This is a genomic window from Nostoc sp. (assembly GCF_036919575.1).
Classification (GTDB): Bacteria; Cyanobacteriota; Cyanobacteriia; order Cyanobacteriales; family Nostocaceae; genus Nostoc.
This window is the reverse complement of sequence record NZ_JBALBY010000098.1, coordinates 60,323-82,222: the sequence shown is the minus strand read 5'-3', so window position 1 is coordinate 82,222 and position 21,900 is coordinate 60,323. Positions and strand designations below refer to the sequence as shown.

The 21,900-nt window shown below is 40.8% G+C and carries 22 protein-coding genes, 1 tRNA gene, 2 pseudogenes and 1 other annotated feature; of the genes and pseudogenes, 9 read left to right on the top strand and 16 right to left on the bottom strand.

Going from position 1 to position 21,900, the window contains the following annotated elements; translation table 11 throughout:
• The first annotated feature begins 667 nt into the window (after positions 1-667).
• The 4 genes from V7K27_RS25120 (at position 668) to V7K27_RS25105 (ending at position 6,256) form a co-directional block, all read left to right on the top strand.
• Entirely contained in the window at positions 668-994 is a 327-nt protein-coding gene (locus tag V7K27_RS25120; protein ID WP_334950924.1) for a DUF3040 domain-containing protein, read from the top strand.
• A gap of 16 nt (positions 995-1,010) precedes the next feature.
• The gene (locus tag V7K27_RS25115; protein WP_334950923.1) at positions 1,011-3,092 is read left to right on the top strand and encodes a dynamin family protein; all 2,082 of its coding nucleotides are present in this window, start codon (positions 1,011-1,013) and stop codon (positions 3,090-3,092) included.
• A gap of 130 nt (positions 3,093-3,222) precedes the next feature.
• Positions 3,223-5,460, top strand: a complete 2,238-nt coding sequence (locus V7K27_RS25110) for a dynamin family protein (protein ID WP_334950921.1) — start codon at positions 3,223-3,225, stop codon at positions 5,458-5,460.
• A gap of 121 nt (positions 5,461-5,581) precedes the next feature.
• Positions 5,582-6,256, top strand: coding sequence for a DUF305 domain-containing protein (locus tag V7K27_RS25105; RefSeq protein ID WP_334950919.1), 675 nt, complete (start codon positions 5,582-5,584; stop codon positions 6,254-6,256).
• Between the two features lie 40 nt (positions 6,257-6,296).
• Here V7K27_RS25105 and V7K27_RS25100 read toward each other — a convergent pair whose 3' ends face one another.
• From V7K27_RS25100 to V7K27_RS25085, 4 genes are all read right to left on the bottom strand, one after another.
• Complete coding sequence (locus tag V7K27_RS25100) at positions 6,297-6,548, bottom strand: hypothetical protein (RefSeq protein WP_334950917.1); 252 nt, start codon at positions 6,546-6,548, stop codon at positions 6,297-6,299.
• A 76-nt stretch (positions 6,549-6,624) separates the two neighbouring features.
• Entirely contained in the window at positions 6,625-7,479 is an 855-nt protein-coding gene (locus tag V7K27_RS25095) for a reverse transcriptase family protein (protein ID WP_334950915.1), read from the bottom strand.
• A gap of 40 nt (positions 7,480-7,519) precedes the next feature.
• On the bottom strand, positions 7,520-7,828 hold the full coding sequence (locus V7K27_RS25090; RefSeq protein ID WP_334950913.1) for a helix-turn-helix transcriptional regulator: 309 nt from the start codon (positions 7,826-7,828) through the stop codon (positions 7,520-7,522).
• Between the two features lie 56 nt (positions 7,829-7,884).
• Positions 7,885-8,049, bottom strand: a complete 165-nt coding sequence (locus V7K27_RS25085) for a hypothetical protein (protein ID WP_334950912.1) — start codon at positions 8,047-8,049, stop codon at positions 7,885-7,887.
• 420 nt (positions 8,050-8,469) lie between these two features.
• Between V7K27_RS25085 and V7K27_RS25080 the strand changes: the two are divergent.
• Positions 8,470-8,760, top strand: a pseudogene (locus V7K27_RS25080) (ATP-binding protein); the annotation flags it as partial.
• A gap of 8 nt (positions 8,761-8,768) precedes the next feature.
• On the opposite strand, the gene V7K27_RS25075 reads toward V7K27_RS25080, so the two are convergent.
• Together V7K27_RS25075 and V7K27_RS25070 are read right to left on the bottom strand one after the other, a co-directional pair.
• Positions 8,769-9,353, bottom strand: a complete 585-nt coding sequence (locus tag V7K27_RS25075) for a Uma2 family endonuclease (RefSeq protein WP_334950911.1) — start codon at positions 9,351-9,353, stop codon at positions 8,769-8,771.
• A gap of 115 nt (positions 9,354-9,468) precedes the next feature.
• A complete protein-coding gene (locus V7K27_RS25070) occupies positions 9,469-10,107 on the bottom strand; it encodes a peroxiredoxin (protein ID WP_334950910.1) in 639 nt (212 codons plus the stop codon).
• Positions 10,108-10,301: 194 nt separating this feature from the next.
• On the opposite strand from V7K27_RS25070, the gene V7K27_RS25065 reads away from it, so the two are divergent.
• Positions 10,302-11,012, top strand: a complete 711-nt coding sequence (locus tag V7K27_RS25065; protein WP_334950909.1) for a hypothetical protein — start codon at positions 10,302-10,304, stop codon at positions 11,010-11,012.
• A 910-nt stretch (positions 11,013-11,922) separates the two neighbouring features.
• Positions 11,923-13,242, top strand: a complete 1,320-nt coding sequence (locus tag V7K27_RS25060; RefSeq protein ID WP_334950908.1) for a hypothetical protein — start codon at positions 11,923-11,925, stop codon at positions 13,240-13,242.
• A gap of 12 nt (positions 13,243-13,254) precedes the next feature.
• Here the strand turns inward: V7K27_RS25060 and V7K27_RS25055 are convergent, their stop codons facing one another.
• Entirely contained in the window at positions 13,255-14,175 is a 921-nt protein-coding gene (locus V7K27_RS25055) for a lysylphosphatidylglycerol synthase domain-containing protein (protein WP_334950907.1), read from the bottom strand.
• A 550-nt stretch (positions 14,176-14,725) separates the two neighbouring features.
• Between V7K27_RS25055 and V7K27_RS25050 the strand changes: the two genes are divergently transcribed.
• Entirely contained in the window at positions 14,726-15,346 is a 621-nt protein-coding gene (locus V7K27_RS25050) for a hypothetical protein (protein ID WP_334950905.1), read from the top strand.
• A gap of 189 nt (positions 15,347-15,535) precedes the next feature.
• Here V7K27_RS25050 and V7K27_RS25045 read toward each other — a convergent pair whose 3' ends face one another.
• The 9 genes and pseudogenes from V7K27_RS25045 to rplS form a co-directional block, all read right to left on the bottom strand.
• Positions 15,536-15,721 (bottom strand): hypothetical protein, encoded by a 186-nt coding sequence (locus tag V7K27_RS25045; protein WP_334950903.1) that lies wholly within the window; start codon positions 15,719-15,721, stop codon positions 15,536-15,538.
• Between the two features lie 88 nt (positions 15,722-15,809).
• Positions 15,810-16,196: a 50S ribosomal protein L7/L12 gene (rplL, locus tag V7K27_RS25040; RefSeq protein WP_334950901.1), complete on the bottom strand. Its 387-nt coding sequence runs from the start codon at positions 16,194-16,196 to the stop codon at positions 15,810-15,812.
• A 330-nt stretch (positions 16,197-16,526) separates the two neighbouring features.
• Positions 16,527-17,054, bottom strand: a pseudogene (gene rplJ / locus V7K27_RS25035) (50S ribosomal protein L10); the annotation flags it as partial.
• A 63-nt stretch (positions 17,055-17,117) separates the two neighbouring features.
• Positions 17,118-17,285 (bottom strand) — a sequence feature (ribosomal protein L10 leader region).
• Between the two features lie 85 nt (positions 17,286-17,370).
• Positions 17,371-18,084 carry a 50S ribosomal protein L1 gene (rplA, locus tag V7K27_RS25030; RefSeq protein WP_334950899.1) on the bottom strand — a complete coding sequence of 238 codons (714 nt, stop codon included), beginning with the start codon at positions 18,082-18,084 and terminating at the stop codon, positions 17,371-17,373.
• A 135-nt stretch (positions 18,085-18,219) separates the two neighbouring features.
• A complete protein-coding gene (gene rplK, locus V7K27_RS25025) occupies positions 18,220-18,645 on the bottom strand; it encodes a 50S ribosomal protein L11 (RefSeq protein ID WP_273766606.1) in 426 nt (141 codons plus the stop codon).
• A 6-nt stretch (positions 18,646-18,651) separates the two neighbouring features.
• A complete protein-coding gene (gene nusG, locus V7K27_RS25020; protein WP_334950898.1) occupies positions 18,652-19,293 on the bottom strand; it encodes a transcription termination/antitermination protein NusG in 642 nt (213 codons plus the stop codon).
• Positions 19,293-19,514 carry a preprotein translocase subunit SecE gene (gene secE, locus V7K27_RS25015; protein ID WP_334950896.1) on the bottom strand — a complete coding sequence of 74 codons (222 nt, stop codon included), beginning with the start codon at positions 19,512-19,514 and terminating at the stop codon, positions 19,293-19,295. The genes nusG and secE overlap by 1 nt, the downstream gene beginning before the upstream one ends.
• Positions 19,515-19,909: 395 nt before the next feature.
• Positions 19,910-19,982, bottom strand: a tRNA-Trp gene (locus tag V7K27_RS25010).
• Between the two features lie 153 nt (positions 19,983-20,135).
• Positions 20,136-20,498: a 50S ribosomal protein L19 gene (gene rplS, locus V7K27_RS25005; RefSeq protein WP_273766612.1), complete on the bottom strand. Its 363-nt coding sequence runs from the start codon at positions 20,496-20,498 to the stop codon at positions 20,136-20,138.
• 153 nt (positions 20,499-20,651) lie between these two features.
• Here rplS and V7K27_RS25000 point away from each other — a divergent pair, with 153 nt between their 5' ends.
• Positions 20,652-21,596, top strand: a complete 945-nt coding sequence (locus V7K27_RS25000) for a glycosyltransferase family 2 protein (RefSeq protein WP_334950894.1) — start codon at positions 20,652-20,654, stop codon at positions 21,594-21,596.
• The last annotated feature ends 304 nt before the right edge of the window (positions 21,597-21,900 follow it).

The window sequence follows — 21,900 nt, the reverse complement described above, 5'->3', positions numbered from 1 at the left end:
TTTCTTTCTTTCTTTCTTTCTTTCTTTCTTTCTTTCTTTCTTTCTTTCTTTCTTTCTTTCTTTCTTTCTTTCTTTCTTTCTTTCTTTCTTTCTTTGCGTCCTTTGCGTCCTTTGCGGTTCGTTTTTCTTTCTTGTACTTAAATATGGTTTAGCGCATCTTCATACAGAATTGGTATTACAAAACTCTAGGCCGATGAATTAATGGTTTCAACCATTGAAAAATCCTTCCAAATTGGTCGAAATGATTCCATGATTCAGCAACGCCGTATTTTCTAGTAAATTAGCCGGATTTCTCACAAGTGAGAAAAATGCTGTCTACCCGACTGGCTTTTATTTCTTATTTTCGCGTAAGTCATTGTTTTGGTGAGAGCGCATTCCACGGTTCCGGTCTAATTCCGCAAACATTAGAGCCGAGGATTTTGCACCTGATTACTAACTAAATCCATGCTGGGATTCAAGTTTAATAGTGGTAATAGTCGTTTTCGCTACAATTTTTGGGAAAGCGGCTGCATTTTATGGTGACTAACTTCCAGTTTCAGTTTAGCAGGTAATGAAAATTAAAATAGTAATTTTACTGGGGTTAAAAATATTCGTGTAAGTTATGATACTGCATGATTGACCAGTGAATGCTGACATCATTTCATTGTCTTAGATGGGGTGGACACCGATGACATCTGAAACCGAGCGCCAAATAGAACTCGAACACCGGGAAAGTATACTACGAGAACGAGAAGTTGAATTGCGTCTCCGGGAAATGGAAATTAACATCCATGCTACCGATGCGGCTTTTCATCAAACTGTGAAGCATCAGCCGGAAGATTCCCAGAAACCTTGGATGAAAAAAGTTATCCTCGGTGGAAAGCTATTTGCTCTTGGTGTGGTAACGCTGGTTGCAGTGAAGATAGCCTCAGTGCTGGCTGGGTTTATTATTGTTGCTGCACTGGGGTGGATGTCTTACAAATTATTTTTTGAATCAAAAAAAACCAATCTTTAATAAAGGTGTAACTCTGATGAGCAATCAGGTAGTAACTGACAGATTTATCCAAGATTTAGAGCGTGTTGCTCAAGTGCGATCGGAGATTTCTGTGTGTTTGAGCAAAATTGCTGAAACAATTGATAAAGCTGAGTTGGCTGGGGATTCTTCATCAGGAAAACTTAGTTTAGAACGAGATATTGAAGATATTACATTAGCTAGTAAAAACCTTCGTGAAGGTGTATTTCGTCTTTTGGTATTGGGCGATATGAAACGGGGAAAAAGCACGTTTCTCAACGCCTTAATTGGTGAAAATTTATTACCAAGCGATGTTAACCCTTGTACCGCAGTTTTAACAGTTTTACGCTATGGGCCAGAAAAGAAAGTTACCATTCATTTTAATGATGGTAAAAGTCCACAACAGCTAGATTTTCAGAGCTTTAAACATAAATATACCATTGATCCGGGTGAAGCTAAAAAACTAGAGCAGGAGAAAAAACAAGCTTTTCCTGATGTTGATTATGCAGTAGTTGAGTATCCTTTAACGCTACTAGAAAAGGGAATTGAAATTGTCGATAGTCCAGGATTAAATGATACAGAAGCGCGAAACGAATTATCTTTGGGTTATGTAAATAATTGCCATGCAATTCTGTTTGTGATGAGAGCTTCTCAACCTTGTACCTTGGGTGAGCGTCGCTACCTAGAAAATTATATCAAAGGTCGAGGATTGACGGTTTTCTTCTTAGTTAATGCTTGGGATCAGGTGCGGGAATCATTGATTGATCCTGATGATGTAGAGGAGTTAAAAGGATCTGAGGAGAGATTACGGCAAGTATTTAACGCAAATTTAGCAGAATATTGTTCTGTAGAAGGTCAGAATATTTATGACGAACGCGTGTTTGAGCTTTCGTCAATTCAAGCACTCAGACGACGGTTGAAAAATCCCCAAGCTGATTTAGAGGGGACTGGCTTTCCGAAGTTTATGGATTCGCTTAATACCTTTCTTACCAGAGAACGTGCGATCGCAGAACTCCGTCAAGTCAGAACCTTAGCAAGACTTGCCTGCAATCATATCCGCGAAGCAGTTGCTAGACGTATACCATTACTTGACCAAGATGTAAATGAATTAAAAAAACGAATTGATTCAGTGGAACCAGAGTTTAACAAACTCACAGGTATTCGAGATGAATTTCAAAAAGAAATTATCAATACCAGAGACACTCAAGCAAGAACAATTTCTGAATCTTTTCGCAGCTACGTTTTAAATTTAGGTAATACCTTTGAAAACGATTTCTTACGCTATCAGCCAGAATTAAATCTGTTTGATTTCCTCAGTAGTGGTAAACGAGAAGCATTTAACACCGCACTACAAAAAGCCTTTGAGCAATATATCACCGACAAATCTGCTGCTTGGACATTAACTGCTGAAAAAGATATCAATCTAGCTTTTAGAGAACTTTCTCGCAGTGCTGCACAATATGGCGCATCTTATAGTCAAGTCACAGACCAAATAACAGAAAAGCTGACTGGACAAAATGTTAAAGTAAATACGACTACCACTGCTGAAGAAGATAACTCTCCCGGCTGGGCAAAATGGGCAATGGGATTGTTATCACTGTCCAAGGGAAATCTTGCTGGTTTCGCACTCGCCGGCGCTGGATTTGATTGGAAAAATATCTTGTTAAACTACTTCACTGTAATTGGTGTTGGCGGGATAATTACAGCAGTTACAGGTATTTTTCTTGGCCCCATTGGGTTTGCGCTGCTAGGTTTGGGAGTAGGATTTTTGCAAGCAGATCAAGCCCGTAAAGAGTTAGTTAAAACTGCTAAAAAAGAGTTAGTTAAACACCTACCCCAAGTAGCACATGAGCAATCTCAGGTTGTATACAATGCCGTGAAAGAGTGTTTTGACTCTTATGAAAGAGAAGTGAGTAAGCGGATTAACGATGATATTGTATCTCGTAAATCTGAATTAGATAATCTGCTCAAGCAGAAAGAAACCCGCGAAATAAATCGTGAAACTGAGTTCAAACGTTTAAAAACCTTACAGGAAGATGTAATAGCTCAATTGCAGAAAATTGAGGCGGCGTATAGCAATTTATTAGCTTACTATAGCTGATATTTCTCATTGCTCTCGGCTCTCGTGCCTACTGGGAGGGCTGCTGCCTCCGATAATAAAAATGTGAGGCGGTAGCCCCAATGAATTGCATTCCCAGCTAGAAGCTGGGAACGAGGAAAATAGAGGAACTATGCAACAACAGTATGAAGGTTATAAGGATTTAGCAGATTCTCTCAAATCTGCATCTGCGTTACTGAATTTAGAGCGCAAATCGCAACTGCATCAAGATATAATTACCATTTGCAATCATCTGGTTAATCCTAGCTTTCGCATTGCGGTATTTGGCCCTTTTAATCATGGCAAATCTACCTTGCTCAATGCCATGTTAGGAAATCGTACTTTACCAATTGATTTAATTCCTACCACAGGCGCGGCGATTACTGTCAAGTATGGCTCTGATGTGCGAACTCGCATCATGTTAATAGATGGTACAGAAATCTCCCGCAGTGGCACAGAAGTTTTACAGCAATTTGCAATTCTTGATGGCAATAGGCAGATGCGAAAAGATGTCGCATCGGTAGAAGTTTTTTGTCCGCATCCGTTCTTAGAAACAGGTGTAGAATTGCTCGATTTACCGGGAACAAATGATAGAGATGAACAAGATAATTTAGTCAGAGAACAACTTTTAAGTGCAGATTTAGTTATCCAATTATTAGATGCACGTAAATTAATGACTTTAGGTGAGCGGGAAAATTTACGAGATTGGCTATTAGATCGCGGTATTAAAACAGTTATATTTGTTGCCAATTTTATGAACTTACTCGAACCCGACGAGCAAAAACAAGTTCAAAATCGCCTGCGGTTTGTTGCAGAAAGCTTTCGAGCCGAATTACCTCCAGGTTTTAGTAATTTATATCGCGTTGATGCTTTACCTGCCTTAAGAGCCAGATTAAAAGGCGATGTTGCTGCTGCCAATAGTAGCGGGTTAGCGGCTTTTGAAACAGCTTTGCAAAATATTGTGGGGATTTTGCAACCAAATCGTGGTAGTGTGCGTTTGCCAAGAGTGCAAGCGATCGCTTCTCAAACCCAATTCTCATTAAAAGCTAAAATTTACTCGATTGCTATTGAAATAAAATCCTTTGATGATAAACAAAATAGCAAAATTGAAATTAAACAAAAAGCAGCCAACTTAATTTATCAAGGTTTTACTATTAGCGTGGAAGAGTTACGCGATTGGCTAGCATTATCCAAGCTACTCACAAAATATCAAGCTGATGCAGCCGTTGCATTGGCAGAAAATAACTTTAAAGCTTGGCAAACAAATACTCTTAAAAAAGACCTGACTCAGTTGCAATTCGCTGCGGTAAAATGGCTTTATCAAGCTTACGAATTTTTCCAAGAAGAACGACCGCAAGATTTATTAATTCCCTTTCCTAGCGAACCACAAGTAATACTACCCTCAAAGCCAAGCAATATTGATGATTTGAGTGAACCTGGTTCCATAGCTGTTGGTGGTGGTATTGGTTGGTTGTTAGGCGGCCCGGTCGGTGCTGCTGTCGTCGGAAGCATTTCTTATTTATTAAACAAGAATATCCAGACACAAGACGAACAATTAGCAAAGGAATCTTATCATCAGGAAGTTGCTAAACTTTGTATAAGTGCAATTGAAGATTATTTATCTCGCTTCAGCAGTCAAGGGTTATCAATTTTGAATGAATATGAACAGAAAGCCGAAAAAGTAATTTGCTTTGAATTCAGTCAAGAGCCACTAGAAATTACTAATAAACGTCAGATTTTGCAGCAGTTACAAAACAGTTTTAATCAGTTATTACGAGAGTTAGAAAAAGTTAAAATACTCTCAAATCATCAATCTTATAAAGAAGTACCAAAATACACGAATCCCAATAGAAAGTATTCGCCACAGCCAGATAAATTTAAAACTTCTGCTAGAAAAGATCCTGCTATTAAGCAACAACAGCAAAATACTGCTAAGAATACTGGAAAATCTGTTTCTCCACCACCACCGCCAAAAGCTTCTCCCTCTCCACGGAAAGAAGAGGTAGAGGCGAAATTTCGTGATTGGGAACTCAATGAGGAAATAGCGCGAATGAAAGCAGAGATGCGTAGCCCTAAGGCTTGTCGTCAGACATCGCCTGGTTCTCAAACTGGCAAACAACAAAATACAACTCAAAGCAACAAAGCACCCAATCAACCAAAAACCCAGACGGAAAAAGATAAAATTACTCGCGCCTACGGCATTTTAGGATTGCAAGCAAATGGTTCTTTGGCTGAGGTAAAGCAGGCTTATCGAACTTTAGTAAAAAAATGGCATCCAGATTTGTTTGTTGGTAAGCCGGAACTGCTAAAACAAGCACAAGAGAAAATGCGCTTACTTAATGAAGCTTACACAATTTTGAGTGAGAAATGAAAAATAAGATCCCCGACTTCTCAAAGAAGTCGGGGATCTGTAGAAACATTTCATCCTAATTTCATTTCTGGCTGCAAAGCTAAGAGTAAATATAGAATTAGGAAATTGTTAGGTGAGATTTATGAAACTGCTATCTTTAAGGAATGGCTTTTTGGCGTTAACCTTTAGTGCGATCGCTTCAGCCGGTGGGTTAATCACAGCCTGTACCAATACTGCTTCCCAGAACCAAAGCCAAGCCCCAAATGCAACCGCTACTAATACTAGCGACAAGCAGATGAATCACAGCATGGCAATGGATTTAGGCCCAGCCGATGCTAACTTTGATTTACGGTTTCTCGATGCTATGATACCTCACCATCAAGGGGCTGTGGAAATGGCTAAAGAAGCGCAGCAGAAATCAAAACGTCCTGAAATCAAAAAACTAGCAGACAATATCATCAAATCGCAGAACCAAGAAATCACTCAGATGAAGCGGTGGCGACAAGCTTGGTATCCGAAGGCGGGAAATAAACCAATGGCTTATGACAGTCAAATGGGTCACATGATGGAAATGTCGTCTGACCAAATGAAAACTATGATGATGAGTCAGAATTTAGGTGCAGCTGATGCTGAATTTGATCTGCGCTTTATCAATGCGATGATTCCTCACCATGAAGGGGCTGTAACAATGGCAAAAGATGTTTTAAATAAGTCTAAACGCCCTGAAATCAAGCAATTAGCCCAAGAAATTATCAAGGCACAAAATACAGAGATTAAGCAAATGCAGCAGTGGCGAAAAACTTGGTATAACAAGTGATCCTAAGTATCTATGTAGATTCATAACAACATCACCTCGTTTAAAGATTTGTTTTGGCTGCGTCGTAATTGTCATAAATACTCATTTCCGGGCTATCCCAGTGATCTACAAAGGTTGCTAGATGTGATCGCAAAATCTCAGCCTGCGCTTCGTTAATTCCTTGAGAAGCTAGGTCAATCTCATTTGACCTCATAAAAGTCACAATCACTCGTGTTCCTTCATGTACATCGGTGGGTTGTTCAGTGAGTTCCACTCGACCATTACGATATGTTCCTTCAACACTAGTCAACATTTTTAACCTCGCTGCTTGTGAATAGTTAAATAGTATGGCTTCTGGCAAGAATTATCTTCTAATTAAAGATATTTAGTCATGTTTGTATCGAATCGTTATTTGCTTTTCTGATTTGTTGCCTTTGTGCTTCTAAACCTCTTAAGCCTTTCAAGACATCTTTCCCTTTTTCATATTTAATACCTAATTTGAGCAACTGACGACATCGATGCATCTTTAAATGCTGCCGATTAGGAATTTTTAGCTCACCTTGATTTGTAGCAATAATCCCAGTAATTTCGTATGATTTTTTGTTAATATAATGCTTTTCCTTTTTCTTATTACTACGTAATCCATAGCGATGAAACTGCTTTTCTACTTGCCAAATCAACTCACTTGGAATATGATTCCCTGAGATTGTAACATCATCTATGTAGACAGTTAGAGTACAATTTGCCATCTCAACAATTTTGTTGATTGCTTCCCACATGCCTATATGTGCAAAGTAGGAGAGCATAGGACTTGATGGGCTTCCAGTTGGCAGATGCTCTTTGAAAGTTGAGAGCTTGGTTAAGATAGCAGCAACATCTGAGGAGCATTTCATCTGTGTATGGAAGAACCAATAAATATGCTTTGCTAGCGTAGAAGGAAAATATTTTTCGATGTCAAGGCTACATACTTCTGTGGCATTTACATGAGCTTTAGCATTACTGATGTAGGAACGCCCTTTCGTAGGAGCATGTATGTAGTTTGGAACCTTAATTCGCTTTAGAAGCTCTTCAATCCGCTTTTGTAGACCTTTTAGGTCTTGTCTTGGCTTTTCAACACGACGGCTTTTCCCTCTCTCTGGATCGAATATGTCCAACTCTACATACAAATGCTCTGTGTTAGTAAGTAATTTAAGCTTAATTTGACTAACACGCAAGAGCTTTGCAAGTTTTGCTTTAGATTTCAAACAGTAAAAAGGCGACTGGTCTAATTCGTATCTTGCATATTTACTCTTCTGCATAAGAACGACCAGACCTTTCAGCAATGAAGTTAAGGATGGCAAGAATCTTAGAGGATACGAATGCCCTTAACTTCTCTGTTTTTATATCCTTATTTAAGCTTTCCGAAAAAAACATGATCGAGGATGCTGGTATATCAAAAAACTCTGAGTATCGGTTCAGCAACTCAAGTGTTGGAGTTTTTTTCCCTGACTCAATTTCCGAGAGATATGACTTGGATATCCCTAGCTTTTCTGCAAGCTCTTTCTGTGTTAGGTCATAGAATACTCTTATCAATCTTAGAGCTTCACTTAGCATATCTAACCTCCCTTGGCTAGAGGTTTTTTAAGGGTTTCTATAGAAGATTTAGCAGTCTAGTTCTGCCAAAACTCAATTAGCCACTTCAATAAGTTGAAGATGACCGGACCGAGTTGAAATAGCAGACGGAGCGTTTGAGGTTTGCGGAGCCATATCAGCCACTGCTTATTTTTACGCTTTTTAGACTGCTTCTGCCGTTTGTCAGATTCTGGATGATCCATCGGAGACATCTCCTTTTAGTAGGGTGTTTGCACTTACTTACAGTGATGTAAATAAGCGTTGCCTCAAACAAACCCGGAGAACGGCAGTTTTAATTCTCCCCTATACTTGCCGAAGCTAACTTGCTTAGGGTACGTTGTTATGCTGGGTTGTATCAGTGGTTACTTCTTTAGTTGTTACCCGATGTCGGCTCACATAGATACTCACACTTACTTGTGTTTTCGTATGCTTTCTAAAGCGTTTTTCCACTGTTTTTTTCCGCAAACACGGTAGAAGATGCTTTATCATCTCCCTCGGATCGAAATAACGATCCAATGAATGGCAACTGTCTCCTTTAACCTGACTAAACCGAGTATAGCACAGGTTTAGGAAATTTTATTCGCTATTAGCGAATATTTTTAAGAATTAGTATGCGTTTTGCGATCTACGATATAAGTATTGGTATTCCACACCAGGAACTGAATCGGATTTTTGATCGCTTTTACCGGACGAATAGCGATGCCTACGGTGGGCTGCGCCTACGCTCTCGTAAAACTGGCGGTTCTAGGTTAGGATTAGCGATCGCTAAAGCAATTATTCAGGCACATCAAGGTAGTTTAAACGTGGAAAGTGAATTAGGTAAAGGTAGCACTTTTACTATTCAATTACCCTTCAATGTCACCCCAATTGACCAATTTAAATTGCTGTATTACCTCAAACTTAAATTTAAGTAAAACTTTTTCTACCAAACTTTACTCATATTCAAAATAAACCCAGGCAATACCAACTCACCGCTAACAGTAGCAGGATTATCTAAACATTCCTCTGACAATCCAGGACGATAAATATAAACTTTACCCTGCTTACGGTCAATCAACCAGCCTAAATGTATTCCTGGCTCATTCATATATTCCTCCATTTTTTCCTTCAAAGTCTGGAGGTTGTCGCTAGGAGATTTGAGTTCGACTACAAAATCTGGACAAATGGGTGCAAACTTTCGCTGTTGTTCTGGAGACAGAGCATTCCACCGTTCTAGTTTAATCCAGGAAGCATCAGGCGATCGCTCTGCACCTGTTGATAACTTAAATCCGGTACTAGAACTAAAAGTTATACCTGTACCATCTTGTTCCGACCAAACCCATAACTGTCCTGAGATGTTACCTTCTCGGTTTCCTGTCTCTGAACCAGTAGGGGGCATAATTACCAATTCTCCAAATTTATTTCGCTCAATGCGTAAGTCACGATTCACCTGACAGAACTCAAAAAACTGTTCGTCTGTCATTTGCATTGATGACGGAATTTGCAAAACCAAAGGGGATGAAAACATCGGGATTTCCTCCAGGTTCGGATGCCTAGCCCACTAACTATATTCTCACGCAAAAAACAAAGACGCCAAGATATAACTTTGCGTCTTTGTTTTTTATCCGAAATCATTTTCAGATTTACTTATTAGGCTGAGGAGTTAGCCGCAGATAGGGTTTAACTTCCTTGTAGCCTTTGGGGAATTTCTCTTTGAGTACTTCTGGATCTTTGAGTGAGGGGACAATTACAACATCCTCGCCATCTTTCCAGTCAGCTGGTGTCGCCACGCTGTAGTTATCAGTCAATTGCAGAGAATCAATCACCCGCAAAAGTTCATCAAAATTGCGTCCCGTGCTGGGGGGATATGTGAAAGTGAGACGGAGTTTCTTGTTGGGGTCAATCACGAAAACCGATCGCACTGTCACCGCCGCATTAGCATTGGGGTGGATCATGTCGTAAAGGTCAGAAACCTTGCGATCGGCATCTGCCAAGATTGGGTAGTTAAGGGTGGTGCTTTGAGTTTCTTCAATGTCTCCCACCCAGCCTTTGTGGGATTCAACGTTATCAACGCTAAGTGCGATCGCTTTGACATTGCGCTTGTCAAATTCTGGTTTGAGCTTGGCAACTGTGCCGAGTTCTGTTGTGCAAACAGGTGTAAAATCAGCAGGGTGAGAGAACAGCACAACCCAGCTGTCACCTGCCCATTGGTAAAAATCGATGTCGCCGTGTGTTGAGGCTTGCGTAAAGTTGGGTACTGTGTCACCTAGACGGAGAGCCATGTGAGATTCCCTGTAGTTAGAAAGGCATATATATTCTAGTATGCCATCATGACATAAAACCCCCATTTCCCAATCGGGCTTTCGCGGTTTGAAACAAAATTTTAGATTGTAAGAAAGTACAAAGCTGTTGCATATTTAATTTGTATACAGCAAGTAGTCAACATATAGACCACAAATTATGTTTGTGAATTTTTATGATCGTAATATTTTTCGTTGTTGGTGTTATTGTCAGCACAACTGCGAGTTTTGTTTTTGGAGTTCCCTGGTTGATGCCGATTTTTGGTGCTGCTGTCCCCTATCCCATATTCTTTATACAAGTGCGTCGTCAACAATATAAAAGTGCTTTTTGGTGGATGTTACTGTGGGGAGTGTTGCAGAGTATTGCTGTAATTGTAGCAACTGCGATCGCACCAGAAATAGCCGCAAAAGTCATCCTTCGTGGACAGTCATACACTACAGAGATGCTGCACTGGATTCGCACGGGAGAAGGTTTAGAAGGTTCACTCAGTTTATTTTTACCAGACCATTTATTACACTACGGGATTTTTTGTATTCTCTGCGTTGTCACCTTAAGTAGCATGGCATTGATATTTGGCACTTGGATGCTGAACTACATGAATTTTTATGTTGCAGAATTGGTCAAACTGAGTGCTAAGCCTTGGTTAGCAGCTATTTTAGGGTGGTATCCGTGGTCAATTTTGCGGATAATCGGGTTTATCGCAACTGGGGTGGCTTTAGCTGCTTTAGGATTAAATCTACTAACTCGCATCAGAGGTGAAGTTTCTAAATCTCCCTTTCCGAAAACTTATATGTTAATTGGGATTGGTTTTGTGATTGCGGATATCGTTGTCAAAGCAGTTCTAGCACCTATTTGGCAAAAACTGCTATTGTCTGCGTTGAATTAAATTAATTTCTTCGTCAGAATTCCCTGGTAGGCTTGGATTGTTTGCCGAGCGATCGTCATAATATGTATTACGCAAAATGACCGTTTCAATCGCTCAACACAACCCTGATTTGGTCGCATATTGACTGTGTTGGGTGTTAGATATGGCTCAAAAGCCCAAATTTCATATAGTACATATAGGACTAGTATAAGATTAGTGAAATGCACGTAGTAGACCCTCATGGCTTTAATAGTGCATTAGACGTAGACGTAGGTTGGGTGGAGCGGAGCGCAACCCAACATCAACATATATCAGGAGGTTGGGTTACGCAAAGCCTCCACCCAACCTACAATTTTTTTGGAACATTTTAGCCTAGACGGTCTACTGCAAGACTACCGAGATTTTTTCAGAAATCAAATATGATTCCTATATATATAATGCGTAAGTCCTAGTAAAAATAAAATTTTTGTCGGGAAGCCAGTAGGTTGCGGAGGTTCCCGACGCTCAAGGACTAGCTCTAAGCGTACCCCTGCGGGGAAGCAAGCTACGCGAAGGAGCGTCTCCCCTTCTCTACGAGACGCTCCTTCGCGTTGCGAGAAGAGAAGGCTTTACGCTGCCCTATCTGTTGTATCAACTGGCGTTGTATTAGGCGCATATTTCGATATGATTTGTCACAAAAAACATAATATTAGCGCCTAACGTACCCTACTTAAGATTTATTTTATAAATGCTTTCTTAAAAGTAAATAATTTTACTGGAGTATTTGATGAAGTCTTAAACAATTTATGTTTAAGACTTTATTTATAGTCCGAGTTTATCAAATTTGTGTAAAAAGATTACTGAATCTCTGAAGAATAGATTGATGCTACTGTTCACCAAGGTTAAACTGGTAATAATATGAACAGGAAGTCTTTTTATCCTGAGAACTGGAATGACCGCTAATAGTTTATCAATTAGTCAGGAATATCCGCATTTGGTTACGTCTCAATCTAGACAGCTAAATGTGCAAATTGCACAAGAAGAGGTTTATAGCTTCTTTGTGGAAATTGTCAAAAAACTGTCGCCAGATGATGTTTTACGGGAGTTCAAAGCTTTATTTATAGACGGTGTTGATTCACAGGATTCCCATTCTCTACCTGTGATATACAGCATTTTTTTAAATGATAACGAACAGGAGTTCTGTAATACACTTAAGCGTTGTACTTATATAATAATTAACAATTGGACAACCAACAGAAAAGAGAAATATATCCAAGAATTAGTTAATTTATTTGCTAATGCAAACCTGAAAGCAAAGAACAATAATTTTCCAGCGATAAATAACTGTAAAAGCTGGCTGGAGAATTTCATAAACAGCAAAGACTACCAAGAAATAAAATTATTTGCTGCTAAATATGAAGAATTATCTAAAGGTCATTGGGCTAATCGCTACACTTCTTATTTATTAATTGATCAATCTGTTAATGAGAATAATTCTAGAGATCAACAAGAGGCTGCCAGAAAACTTTCTAGACAGATGAAAGACAAATTTAAGTTTGAATTAGCAATGTATATTGCTCGTTCTCAATCTGCCGTGTCAAGCACAACACGCTACACAAATCCCAGTATTTTGGGAGATAATGTTCTGCATTTAATAAAAGCAATTGTTTTAAAAAAGGGTGTATTTAGCCATCAGAATGTTGCCAATATATTTGTCAAGCAAACTCAAGAGCAAACTCTTGAGCAATTTAAACTTAGTATAGAAAAATATCTATTTTTTTCTGTAGATAATCAAAAATTAGTCGAGAGTTTACGGCGAAAGTTCTCAGAGAATTTATCATTATGGAAGAAAGATTGTAGTCAAGAAATTATCACTAAAGAATTGTTCTTGAGAACCTGTAATCGAGTGATTGATTGTTTGACAACAGAAAATGGCAAAGAACCTTCGTCATTATTTATATTATTGCTTGCCCCAGGTCACTCTCTAACATTGGTGATTATACTGCTAAAGACTATTTTGATTTGTAGAAATTCTCGCAGGCATTTAGAAATTAGAATTGCTCATCTGATTCGTTATTACGAAAAATATCCTCAAGATGAGTGTAAGTGGGTAATCAATTTTATGGAGATTTTTAATATCACGTTTGCAATTTACGCGGAAAACGTAGAATATAACTTGATTAAGATGGAAGATAACCAAAGCAGTAATCCACAGTTAAATCTGGATGGTTATCGTGTGTTTTCACAGATGAAGGTAGACAGACAAAAATGAGTGTCGTCTGATTTAGGATTTAGCAAGGCGTTCGTCTAAGCAAGCGATCGCAGCACCCGCAGTTTCAGCTACAATACTAATGAGACGATATAGAGCGATCGCACTAAATACTAGGGCAGATGGAAAGTGGTGTCGTAAAAGTTCATACGCAGTCGCTTCAAACACACCTAATCCACCAGGCGCACCCGGAATGATAAACCCCAACAACCAAGCGCAACTAAAAGCCCCTAACAACAAAGGAATTTGATTCACATTTAACGAACCCAGCGCGGACATAGTTAAGATAAACCCAGTGGCGCGTAGTCCCATAAAGCCCAATTCTCCTAACAAAGGTCGTAAAGGGTAGCTTTTAAGACTGAAGGGAACAATTGAATCAGTGGTGAGAGCAGACTTTTTTGCTTTCAATCTGTACAAAAAACGAATAACTGGGTTTAAAAACCAGGGATGAATCGCACAAAGGACTACAGCTAAACTCAGCAATTGTAGTATTTGCAGAACAAGAGTAGTATTAGCTGCCGCAAATTGGCTACTGCATAGGACAATGATGATTAAAGCCGCCGCTAGCATGAGTAGCGGTTCCAGTAAAACGCTTAAAGTGGCTGCACCAGCAGAAACATTGGCATTTTTGGCTGCGACAATTCGCCCGTAGTGATGCCAGATATTACCTGGTAAATACTTAGCAATGTTCGTTTTGAGGTAAACTTGGATGAACTGGATAGATGATACAGGTTGATTTAACTCTTGTAGAATCCAAGTCCAGATCCAGCCTGCCCAAGTATGTGCTAGTAAAGTGATGCCTGTAGCGATCGCCATAATTGCCCATCCTACCCCATCAATGCGGATAGCAGTCACCTCAATCCAATTATCCTTCAGAGCTTTCCCTAAAAAAAACAGCGTTCCGCCCAAAATTATCCAGCGTAGAAATTGCTTCATGAATTTAGTAATTTAACGGTGAGAGCAACAAGGGCTGAATACCTCAAATCTTATGGTAGATTAGCTATATATCCAAAGTTTTTGAAGTATCAAACAGGCTTATGTAGTTCTTTTTACGAAAAGTATATTATTTTATAAGAAGAATTCAGAACTCAGGAGTCAGAATTCAGAATTGAATTGGAGTCCGACACAACGACCGGCTCAGTGCATCGCTGGGTAATGAATATTGGTTTAAAACCAAGGCGAATTGTGGGCGAAAAAAATTAAAATATTCTCGCCTTAAAACTCTATCCCTTTATGGGTGGAGTATTCTGAATTCTGAATTCTGAATTCTGACTCCTGTTTTATTTTATATCTCTCTAGAGTAAGATAAAAATATTCTTTTGGTACTAATTAAAATGTGACTTGCGCTAGATGTAAAACTCATTTCATGATTAATATCATAAATAAAGGTTATTATTTTGTCTGAATTGTCTGGAATACAAAATTAATTCCAAATGCCATCTTGGTTGAAGTTTAACTTAGTCACAAAAATCCAAGGAGTAGAACTATGAAAAAAGCAATGAATTGGCTGAAAAACATTCGTCCCCTGAAAGCTTTAACTGTTTTTTTAGCAGGAATGTTTCTATTTATGACCCAGGCTTGTGGCGCTCCAGGAATAGCAACACAGCCCCCACAACCTGGCGCTCAAGCACCTAATATAGAACGATACGATTCCACAAAAGATTCTCCTCTGAATTCTCCTGCTGGTGGGATAAATAACTTTAGTGATGTAGATCCGAGAGCAAAAGATGAAAAGGCAGCCAATGACAAAGCTGAGGCGCTAGTAAAAAATGCTCAAAAAAATATTGAGCAGAAGGGAATTGACAGCCGAGAGCAATATGGGCGGAATTTTCAGCAAGGGACACCCCTTGGTGAAAGAGTGAAGAACCTGGGTGAAGATGTCGGCAGTTCAGCTGAAGAAGTTCGCAAAGGTCTTGTTAAGGGGGCTCAACGAGGAATTGAAAATATCAAGGGTAATACCCAGAATGCTGCTGAAGATACCCAAAATGCAGCCAAAGACTTGACAAAGAATGTTCAGCGTGGGGCTGAGGATGCTGGTAAAAATGTTCAGCGCACAGCTGAGGATGCAGGCAAGGCAGTGAAGAGGACAGTCAAAGACGTTGATTGAAATTAGTGATTAAATCTTCTGCAAAAATATGAAAACGCCCACAGATATTTAGTCTGGGGCTACCCAAGCAAAGCCTGCCTATGCAGGCTTTGCTTGAGTTTTAGGTGGCATTGGTGTCAACTTAACGTGAAAGTTAGTCTAGAAACAGCTTTAAAGATTGTCTCGTTCCCAGTCAGAGACTGGGAATGCCTATGCGAGGCTCCGCCTCAAGACTTGCGGCAGAGCCGCTTTTGATTTGCATTTCCAGCCAGAGGCTGGAAACGAGGTTTTAAAATGAGATAATGCGATCGCCTGTATGATTTTATGATCGTGGTGCGTTACCAAACAGCCATCGTATTGATGCATCTGCTTTTGGGGAAATCTGCGATACACCATTAACCGATAATCTTTTACAAAAACCCTAATAAAAAAAGGAGCCTGACTCAGCAGACTCCTTAATAAAAAACTAGTAATAGAATTGTGACTACTTAACAGTCACCTTACCGCCAGCTTCTTCGATGCGCTTCTTAGCATCTTCAGCAGCATCCTTAGCAATACCTTCTTTAACTGCCTTGGGTGCAGCTTCCACCAAGTCTTTCGCTTCTTTCAGACCCAAACCGGTCAATTCCCGGACAATCTTCAGCACAGCAATCTTCTTATCAGCTGGGACTGATTCGAGAATCACTTCAAACTCGGTTTGCTCAACAACTTCCTCAGCAGGAGCAGCAGCACCAGGGCCTGCAAACGCTACGCCAACGGGTGCAGCAGCACTCACGCCAAAAGCTTCTTCAATTTGCTTGACTAACTCAGAAGCTTCCAACAAAGAAAGGGTTTTTAGTTGTTCTAAAATTTGATCGGTTGCAGTAGACATTGATATAACTCCTGTAATTTTGATTATTTATTTGTCATTGGTCATTGGTCTTTAACTATAGACTCTTGACTTTTGACTGATGAACCACGAAGTCTATTCAGCACCAGTTTCAGTACTGCTATCTTGTACAGCAGCGCTTTCAGTACTGCTATCTTGTACAGCAGCAGTTTCAGTACTGCTATCTTGTACAGCAGCAGTTTCAGTACTGCTATCTTGTACAGCAGCAGTTTCAGTACTGCTATCTTGTACAGCAACGCTTTCAGTACTGCTATCTTGTACAGCAACACTTTCAGTGCTGCTATCTTGTACAGCAGCGCTTTCGGTGCTACCACCAGCTTGCTCTTGGTCGGCCACAGCCTGCAAAGCACGAGCCAGTGAACCAGGAACTTCGTTGATACCGATAGCAATCTTGGTAGCCAAGGCGTTGATAGCTCTAGCAATTTGTGCTATGAGTTGTTCCTTAGATGGCAAGTCTCCCAGTACCTTGACATCAGGTTCTTTGAGTAGGCGACCTTCCAGGACACCACCGCGAAGTTCTGTCTTCTTGGTGACTTTTTGGAATTCTTGGTATGCCTTAATTGCCGATGAAAAATCTTCTTTTACCAGCAAAAAGGCGGAAGCACCGTTGAGCAATTCCGACAGTGGCTGCCATTTTTCATCGTCTTTAATGGCAATGCCCATTAGGGTGTTCTTCGTCACCTTACAAACAGTGCCAGTGGGACGCAGCCGCCGCCGTAAGTCTGTGATTTCCGAAACTGTTAGCCCCTGATAGTCAATTACCAGTGCCAGAGTTGACTCACTCAAAGTTACTTTGAGGTCAGCTACTATCTCTTTTTTATTTTCTAGTGTTCTACCCATTCCAATCTCACCTCCTTAAAACAATCGGGGAAGTGCCCTACTTGTACGTTTTTTCTAAACCTGAACCCAAACAACAAACCCCAGCTAATATAGCCGGGGTTGAGTAGTAAGACTCCTGATGCCATAGTTATCACACCTTTATGAGTGATAATTTTGACAATTAGAGTTTTAACCTCGGCAGGATATTAAGCTATTAGCACCTGCTGTCTCCGGCTTTGCCTATTCAATTTTGTCATTAGTCATTTAGTCATTTGTCCTTTGTCCTTTGTCCTTTGCCTTTACAAATGACTAATGACTAATGACTAATGACTAAAAATTAACCTGCTTGGCTCAGTTTCAAATCTCGTAGGGCGCTGATATCAACTTTAATCGATGGCCCCATAGTGGCTGCCACATAAAATGTGCGCCAATAACGACCTTTAGCTCCTGAAGGACGGTTACGATCAATCGTCTCCTGCAATGCCTTCAGGTTGATTAACAAATCTTCAGGCGAGAAAGTTGCCTTACCAAACATAACATGAACAATACCAGTTCGATCAGCTCGGAATTCTAATTTACCAGCTTTGAATTCGGCGATCGCACCTGCTAAATCAAATGTCACGGTTCCACCCTTAGGCGATGGCATTAAACCACGCGGCCCAAGCAACTTACCCAGCCTTGCCACCTGTGGCATCACATCGGGTGTGGCAATCAGCTTGTCAAAATCCATTCTACCTTTCTGGATTTCGTCAATCAGTTCTTCTGATCCGACGATATCAGCACCAGCGTTGCTTGCTTCGTTTACTTTTTCGCCTCTGGCTATCACCGCCACCCGGACGATTTGTCCTGTACCTTTGGGCAATGCTACCGTTGTCCGCAACTGTTGGTCTGCATACTTGGGGTCAATTCCCAGCCGGATATGCGCTTCAGCCGCTTCGGTAAATTTAGCTGTTGCTGTGTCTTTGAGAAGGGCTAAAGCCTCTAGAGGATGATAGTCCTTTTCTTCTACTTTTGCTTGCAGCGTCTGCAAACGACGCGATATTTTTGGCATTTTTTTTCTCCTGGGGTAATTCCGAAGCTTCGCCTCTCCCCCGATAATTTTTAGTTATTTGTCCTTTGTCATTTGTCCTTTGTCATTTGTCTTTTGTCATTTGCTAGTTTTTTACTAATGACCAATGACCAATGACTAATCCGTGACTGTTACACCCATATTCTTAGCCGTTCCTGCCACAATCTTCATTGCCGCGTCTATGTCGTTGGCGTTGAGATCGGGGAGTTTTGTTTGGGCTATTTCTTGCAATTGTGCTTTGGTAATTGAACCAACTTTCTTTTTGTTGGGTTCATTCGAGCCTTTTTCAACTTTCGCCGCCTTCCGAATCAGCACTGATGCTGGTGGCGTCTTGAGTACAAATGTAAAACTCCGGTCTTCAAAAACCGAAATTTCTACAGGTATCACCATTCCAGCTTGGTCTGCTGTCTTGGCGTTGTACTCTTTGCAGAACATCATGATGTTGACGCCATGTTGACCCAAGGCGGGTCCCACTGGCGGTGCGGGGTTGGCTTTTCCAGCATTCAGGGCCAGCTTAATGACCGCTACTATTTTCTTCGCCATTTGTATTTAGCTCTGTTTCTCTACCTGATTAAATTCCAATTCTACTGGTGTATCCCTGCCGAAAATTGAGAGCAAGGCTTTAAGCTTATTCCGCTCTGGAGAAACTTCAATCACCTCGCCTTCAAAGTCTTTAAATGGACCAGAAAGCACCATTATCTTATCACCAGTAGCCATGTCAATTTTGAGAACCGGCTCCTGTTCGCTGGTTTGTTTGAATATACGTTCGACTTCTGAAGAACTCAGTGGTATGGGGTTGACATGACCTCGACCCTTACTGCTACCACGTTTTTGTTCTGCACCCACAAAATTAATTACATGGGAGGTATTTCGTACAACCTGCCATGTATCATCATCCATCATCATCCGCACCAGCACATAGCCAGGGAAAACTTTTTCTTCTGTATGCTGGCGACTGCCATCTTTGCGGATTTTCACCGCTGGCGTCTGCGGAATTTCTACCTGGACAATTTTATCAGCGACATCAAAAGTTTGAATGCGTTGCTCTAAATTAGTCTTTACACGCTTTTCACAGCCTGAGGCTACTTGCACCGCATACCAGCGTGCTTCTTTTGACGCTGCTTCTGCTGTTTCTGCTGTTTCCTCCGACTGCAACATTGAGTTGCGAGGTTCGTTTGTTGCAAAAGTCATCAGAACACCTGTTTTGCTGCCCAACCAAACAATCCATCAACCAAGTATATCAAAGATGCGGAGAGTGCCACCATTAGCAACACAGCCGCGGATTCGCTGACTATCTGTTTCCGACTGGGCCAAACTACTTTTTCAAGTTCTTCTTTGGTTCCCTGTATGAAGTTGCCCAAGCTAAACCCATTTGTGTTTTCTGGCAATTCTGCTTCACTTTTTTTGGCCACGACCGTTTATCCCCCGGTTTGTACTCAATTTTAGATTTTGGATTTTAGATTTTGGATTTACCCTATACCTTAAGGCAAAGGCGCTTAATTTTAGATTTTAGTTTGTCGATTTTAAATTTCTTCTCAATCCCTTCTCCCAACGGGAGACGCTGCGGGTACGGGTGACGCTCTTACGTCGCTAACAGCAGTTGCTCATGGGGGAAACGCCCAATACAACACTGCTTCACCAAAATCCAAAATCTCAAATTCGGTCATCCAGGTTTACAGTTTCGACTCTATTTCACTTGCTGAAAGCAAAACAACTGCAAACACAATAAGTTTACCCGAAATTATTAGCGCTAACTGCTATATTAGCAGCTGCGTAATTATTTCGGGCTTTGTTTTTTGCTTTTGAGCGCGCCCTGGAGGACTTGAACCCCCGACATCAGGTTTTGGAGACCTGCGTTCTACCAACTGAACTAAGAGCGCACAAGCTGTTTTTGATTCAGGCATTGCGCTGAACTAAATTTCAGTTTAACGCAATATGCGATTTCTATCATACCTCAATTTTGTCGGGAAAACAAGTCAGCGGCAGATGCCGCTTGAGGCTTGAGATTTCTCCCATAATGATTGAAGGACGAATCACAAAGGGCGGTCAAACCGTTGCTTAATTCGGGTTGCCTTACCTACGCGATCGCGCAGATAATACAGTTTAGCACGGCGGACTTTCCCGCGACGTAATACTTTGATGCTGTCAATCCGGGGAGAATGCAACAGAAATACCCGCTCAACGCCCACGCCTTGAAAAACCTTACGAACTGTAATAGTTTCGTTGATGCCACCATTCCGCATGGCAATCACTACTCCCTCGTAGGGTTGTACGCGGTATTTTTCGCCTTCTTTGATTTTCACTCCCACTTTTACTGTGTCGCCCACATAAATGTCGGGCAGATTCGATTTTATCTGTTCCGCTTCAATGGAGCGGATAATCTCTTGAGCATTCATAGTCTTTCTGTCTGCTTAAAAAAAACTCACAATCATCAATCATAAATCGATAATCCTATTTCAGTCTACTTGTTGGGATTGATAATTTTACTGATACAACAGTCTAGATATGAAAGATATATTGCAGAATGCTGTACCACAGCAGTGAAATTCATGAAATTTAGCGTCGTCATCACTACCTATAATCGCTTTAAATTGCTGCAAAGAGCAATTGACTCGGCTCGTAACCAAACAATCGAGTGTGAGGTGGTTATTGCCGACGACTGTTCATCTGATGACACCCAAGCATATCTCAAAAGCTTAGGAGACAACGTTGTTTACCATCGTAACGAAGTGAACCTTGGTCATGCAGCAACGGTAAATGCTGGTGTTGCCAAAGCTAGCGGCGAGTGGATTAAGTTTTTAGATGATGACGACTATTTAGCGCCCAACTGCATAGAAGAAATGGCTAAGGCGATCGCACTTCGTCCTGATGCTGTAATCTGTTCTTGTGTCGCAGCTCAAGTGGACGGTAATGGAGTTGAACTCAGTCGTACCCCCCAAGTTGGCCCCGGATTAGCTTTTTATATCCCCCAAGCCGATATTCACTACGGTATGCTCTTAGAGCTTGTACCCTTTGGCACGCCCGTACAAGTAGCTTGTCGGCGTGATGTTTTCCTACAAACTGGTGGCTGGGACTCCAGACTCGATGGTAACTGTGATGACATCGATTCCTGGATTCGGATTGCCCAGTTTGGCGATGCTATTTTCTTCAACCAGTGTCTTGCTTACCGGACTATCTGGCCTGGTGGGTATAATCAAAAGTTTTCTTTGTCTTGGCGGTTGGCTACAAATATTTTGATGAAGGAGAAAATTTACGCCTTGGTAAATGACCAACATCGCTCAAATATTCCCGTCTTTCAGGATATAAAAAATTACCTGAAACTCCATTGGATTTTAGTAGCACTGAAGCAAAGAAATATCAAGAGTTTTCTTACAATGATAGAGCCATCTATACTTTCTCCTCAGTCTTGGAAGTTTTTGCTAACTGCTGTTTTCTCACGCCGCTCTCAGGGAAACAATTCTCAGGTTCGCAAAATTGTATTGATTGAGTCCTAAGTACACGTCACTGTAAAAGGGGTTCGGAAATATTGAGACTTGATGTTGGGTTCCGCTTCGTTCTACCCAACCTACGAATGATTAAATTCCATACCCTTTTTGTGGTGTTCTGTACTAATACCAATTCTGTATGAAGATGCGCCAAACTATATTTAAGTACAAGAAAGAAAAACGAACCGCAAAGGACGCAAAGGACACAAAGAAAGAAAGAAAGAAGTTAAAAGGGTTTGGCGCAGCCTCACAAAGAAATGATATAAGAACCTACGAGTATGAAAACCCTGTGGACTTTTCCTGACTCTTAACT

Coding starts and splice junctions, on each gene's coding strand:
- V7K27_RS25120 (WP_334950924.1), top strand. CDS start 668: ATGACATCTGAAACCGAGCGCCAAATAGAACTCGAACACCGGGAAAGT.
- V7K27_RS25115 (WP_334950923.1), top strand. CDS start 1,011: ATGAGCAATCAGGTAGTAACTGACAGATTTATCCAAGATTTAGAGCGT.
- V7K27_RS25110 (WP_334950921.1), top strand. CDS start 3,223: ATGCAACAACAGTATGAAGGTTATAAGGATTTAGCAGATTCTCTCAAA.
- V7K27_RS25105 (WP_334950919.1), top strand. CDS start 5,582: ATGAAACTGCTATCTTTAAGGAATGGCTTTTTGGCGTTAACCTTTAGT.
- V7K27_RS25100 (WP_334950917.1), bottom strand. CDS start 6,548: ATGTTGACTAGTGTTGAAGGAACATATCGTAATGGTCGAGTGGAACTC.
- V7K27_RS25090 (WP_334950913.1), bottom strand. CDS start 7,828: ATGCTAAGTGAAGCTCTAAGATTGATAAGAGTATTCTATGACCTAACA.
- V7K27_RS25085 (WP_334950912.1), bottom strand. CDS start 8,049: ATGGATCATCCAGAATCTGACAAACGGCAGAAGCAGTCTAAAAAGCGT.
- V7K27_RS25075 (WP_334950911.1), bottom strand. CDS start 9,353: ATGTTTTCATCCCCTTTGGTTTTGCAAATTCCGTCATCAATGCAAATG.
- V7K27_RS25070 (WP_334950910.1), bottom strand. CDS start 10,107: ATGGCTCTCCGTCTAGGTGACACAGTACCCAACTTTACGCAAGCCTCA.
- V7K27_RS25065 (WP_334950909.1), top strand. CDS start 10,302: ATGATCGTAATATTTTTCGTTGTTGGTGTTATTGTCAGCACAACTGCG.
- V7K27_RS25060 (WP_334950908.1), top strand. CDS start 11,923: ATGACCGCTAATAGTTTATCAATTAGTCAGGAATATCCGCATTTGGTT.
- V7K27_RS25055 (WP_334950907.1), bottom strand. CDS start 14,175: ATGAAGCAATTTCTACGCTGGATAATTTTGGGCGGAACGCTGTTTTTT.
- V7K27_RS25050 (WP_334950905.1), top strand. CDS start 14,726: ATGAAAAAAGCAATGAATTGGCTGAAAAACATTCGTCCCCTGAAAGCT.
- V7K27_RS25045 (WP_334950903.1), bottom strand. CDS start 15,721: ATGGTGTATCGCAGATTTCCCCAAAAGCAGATGCATCAATACGATGGC.
- rplL (WP_334950901.1), bottom strand. CDS start 16,196: ATGTCTACTGCAACCGATCAAATTTTAGAACAACTAAAAACCCTTTCT.
- rplA (WP_334950899.1), bottom strand. CDS start 18,084: ATGCCAAAAATATCGCGTCGTTTGCAGACGCTGCAAGCAAAAGTAGAA.
- rplK (WP_273766606.1), bottom strand. CDS start 18,645: ATGGCGAAGAAAATAGTAGCGGTCATTAAGCTGGCCCTGAATGCTGGA.
- nusG (WP_334950898.1), bottom strand. CDS start 19,293: ATGACTTTTGCAACAAACGAACCTCGCAACTCAATGTTGCAGTCGGAG.
- rplS (WP_273766612.1), bottom strand. CDS start 20,498: ATGAATGCTCAAGAGATTATCCGCTCCATTGAAGCGGAACAGATAAAA.
- V7K27_RS25000 (WP_334950894.1), top strand. CDS start 20,652: ATGAAATTTAGCGTCGTCATCACTACCTATAATCGCTTTAAATTGCTG.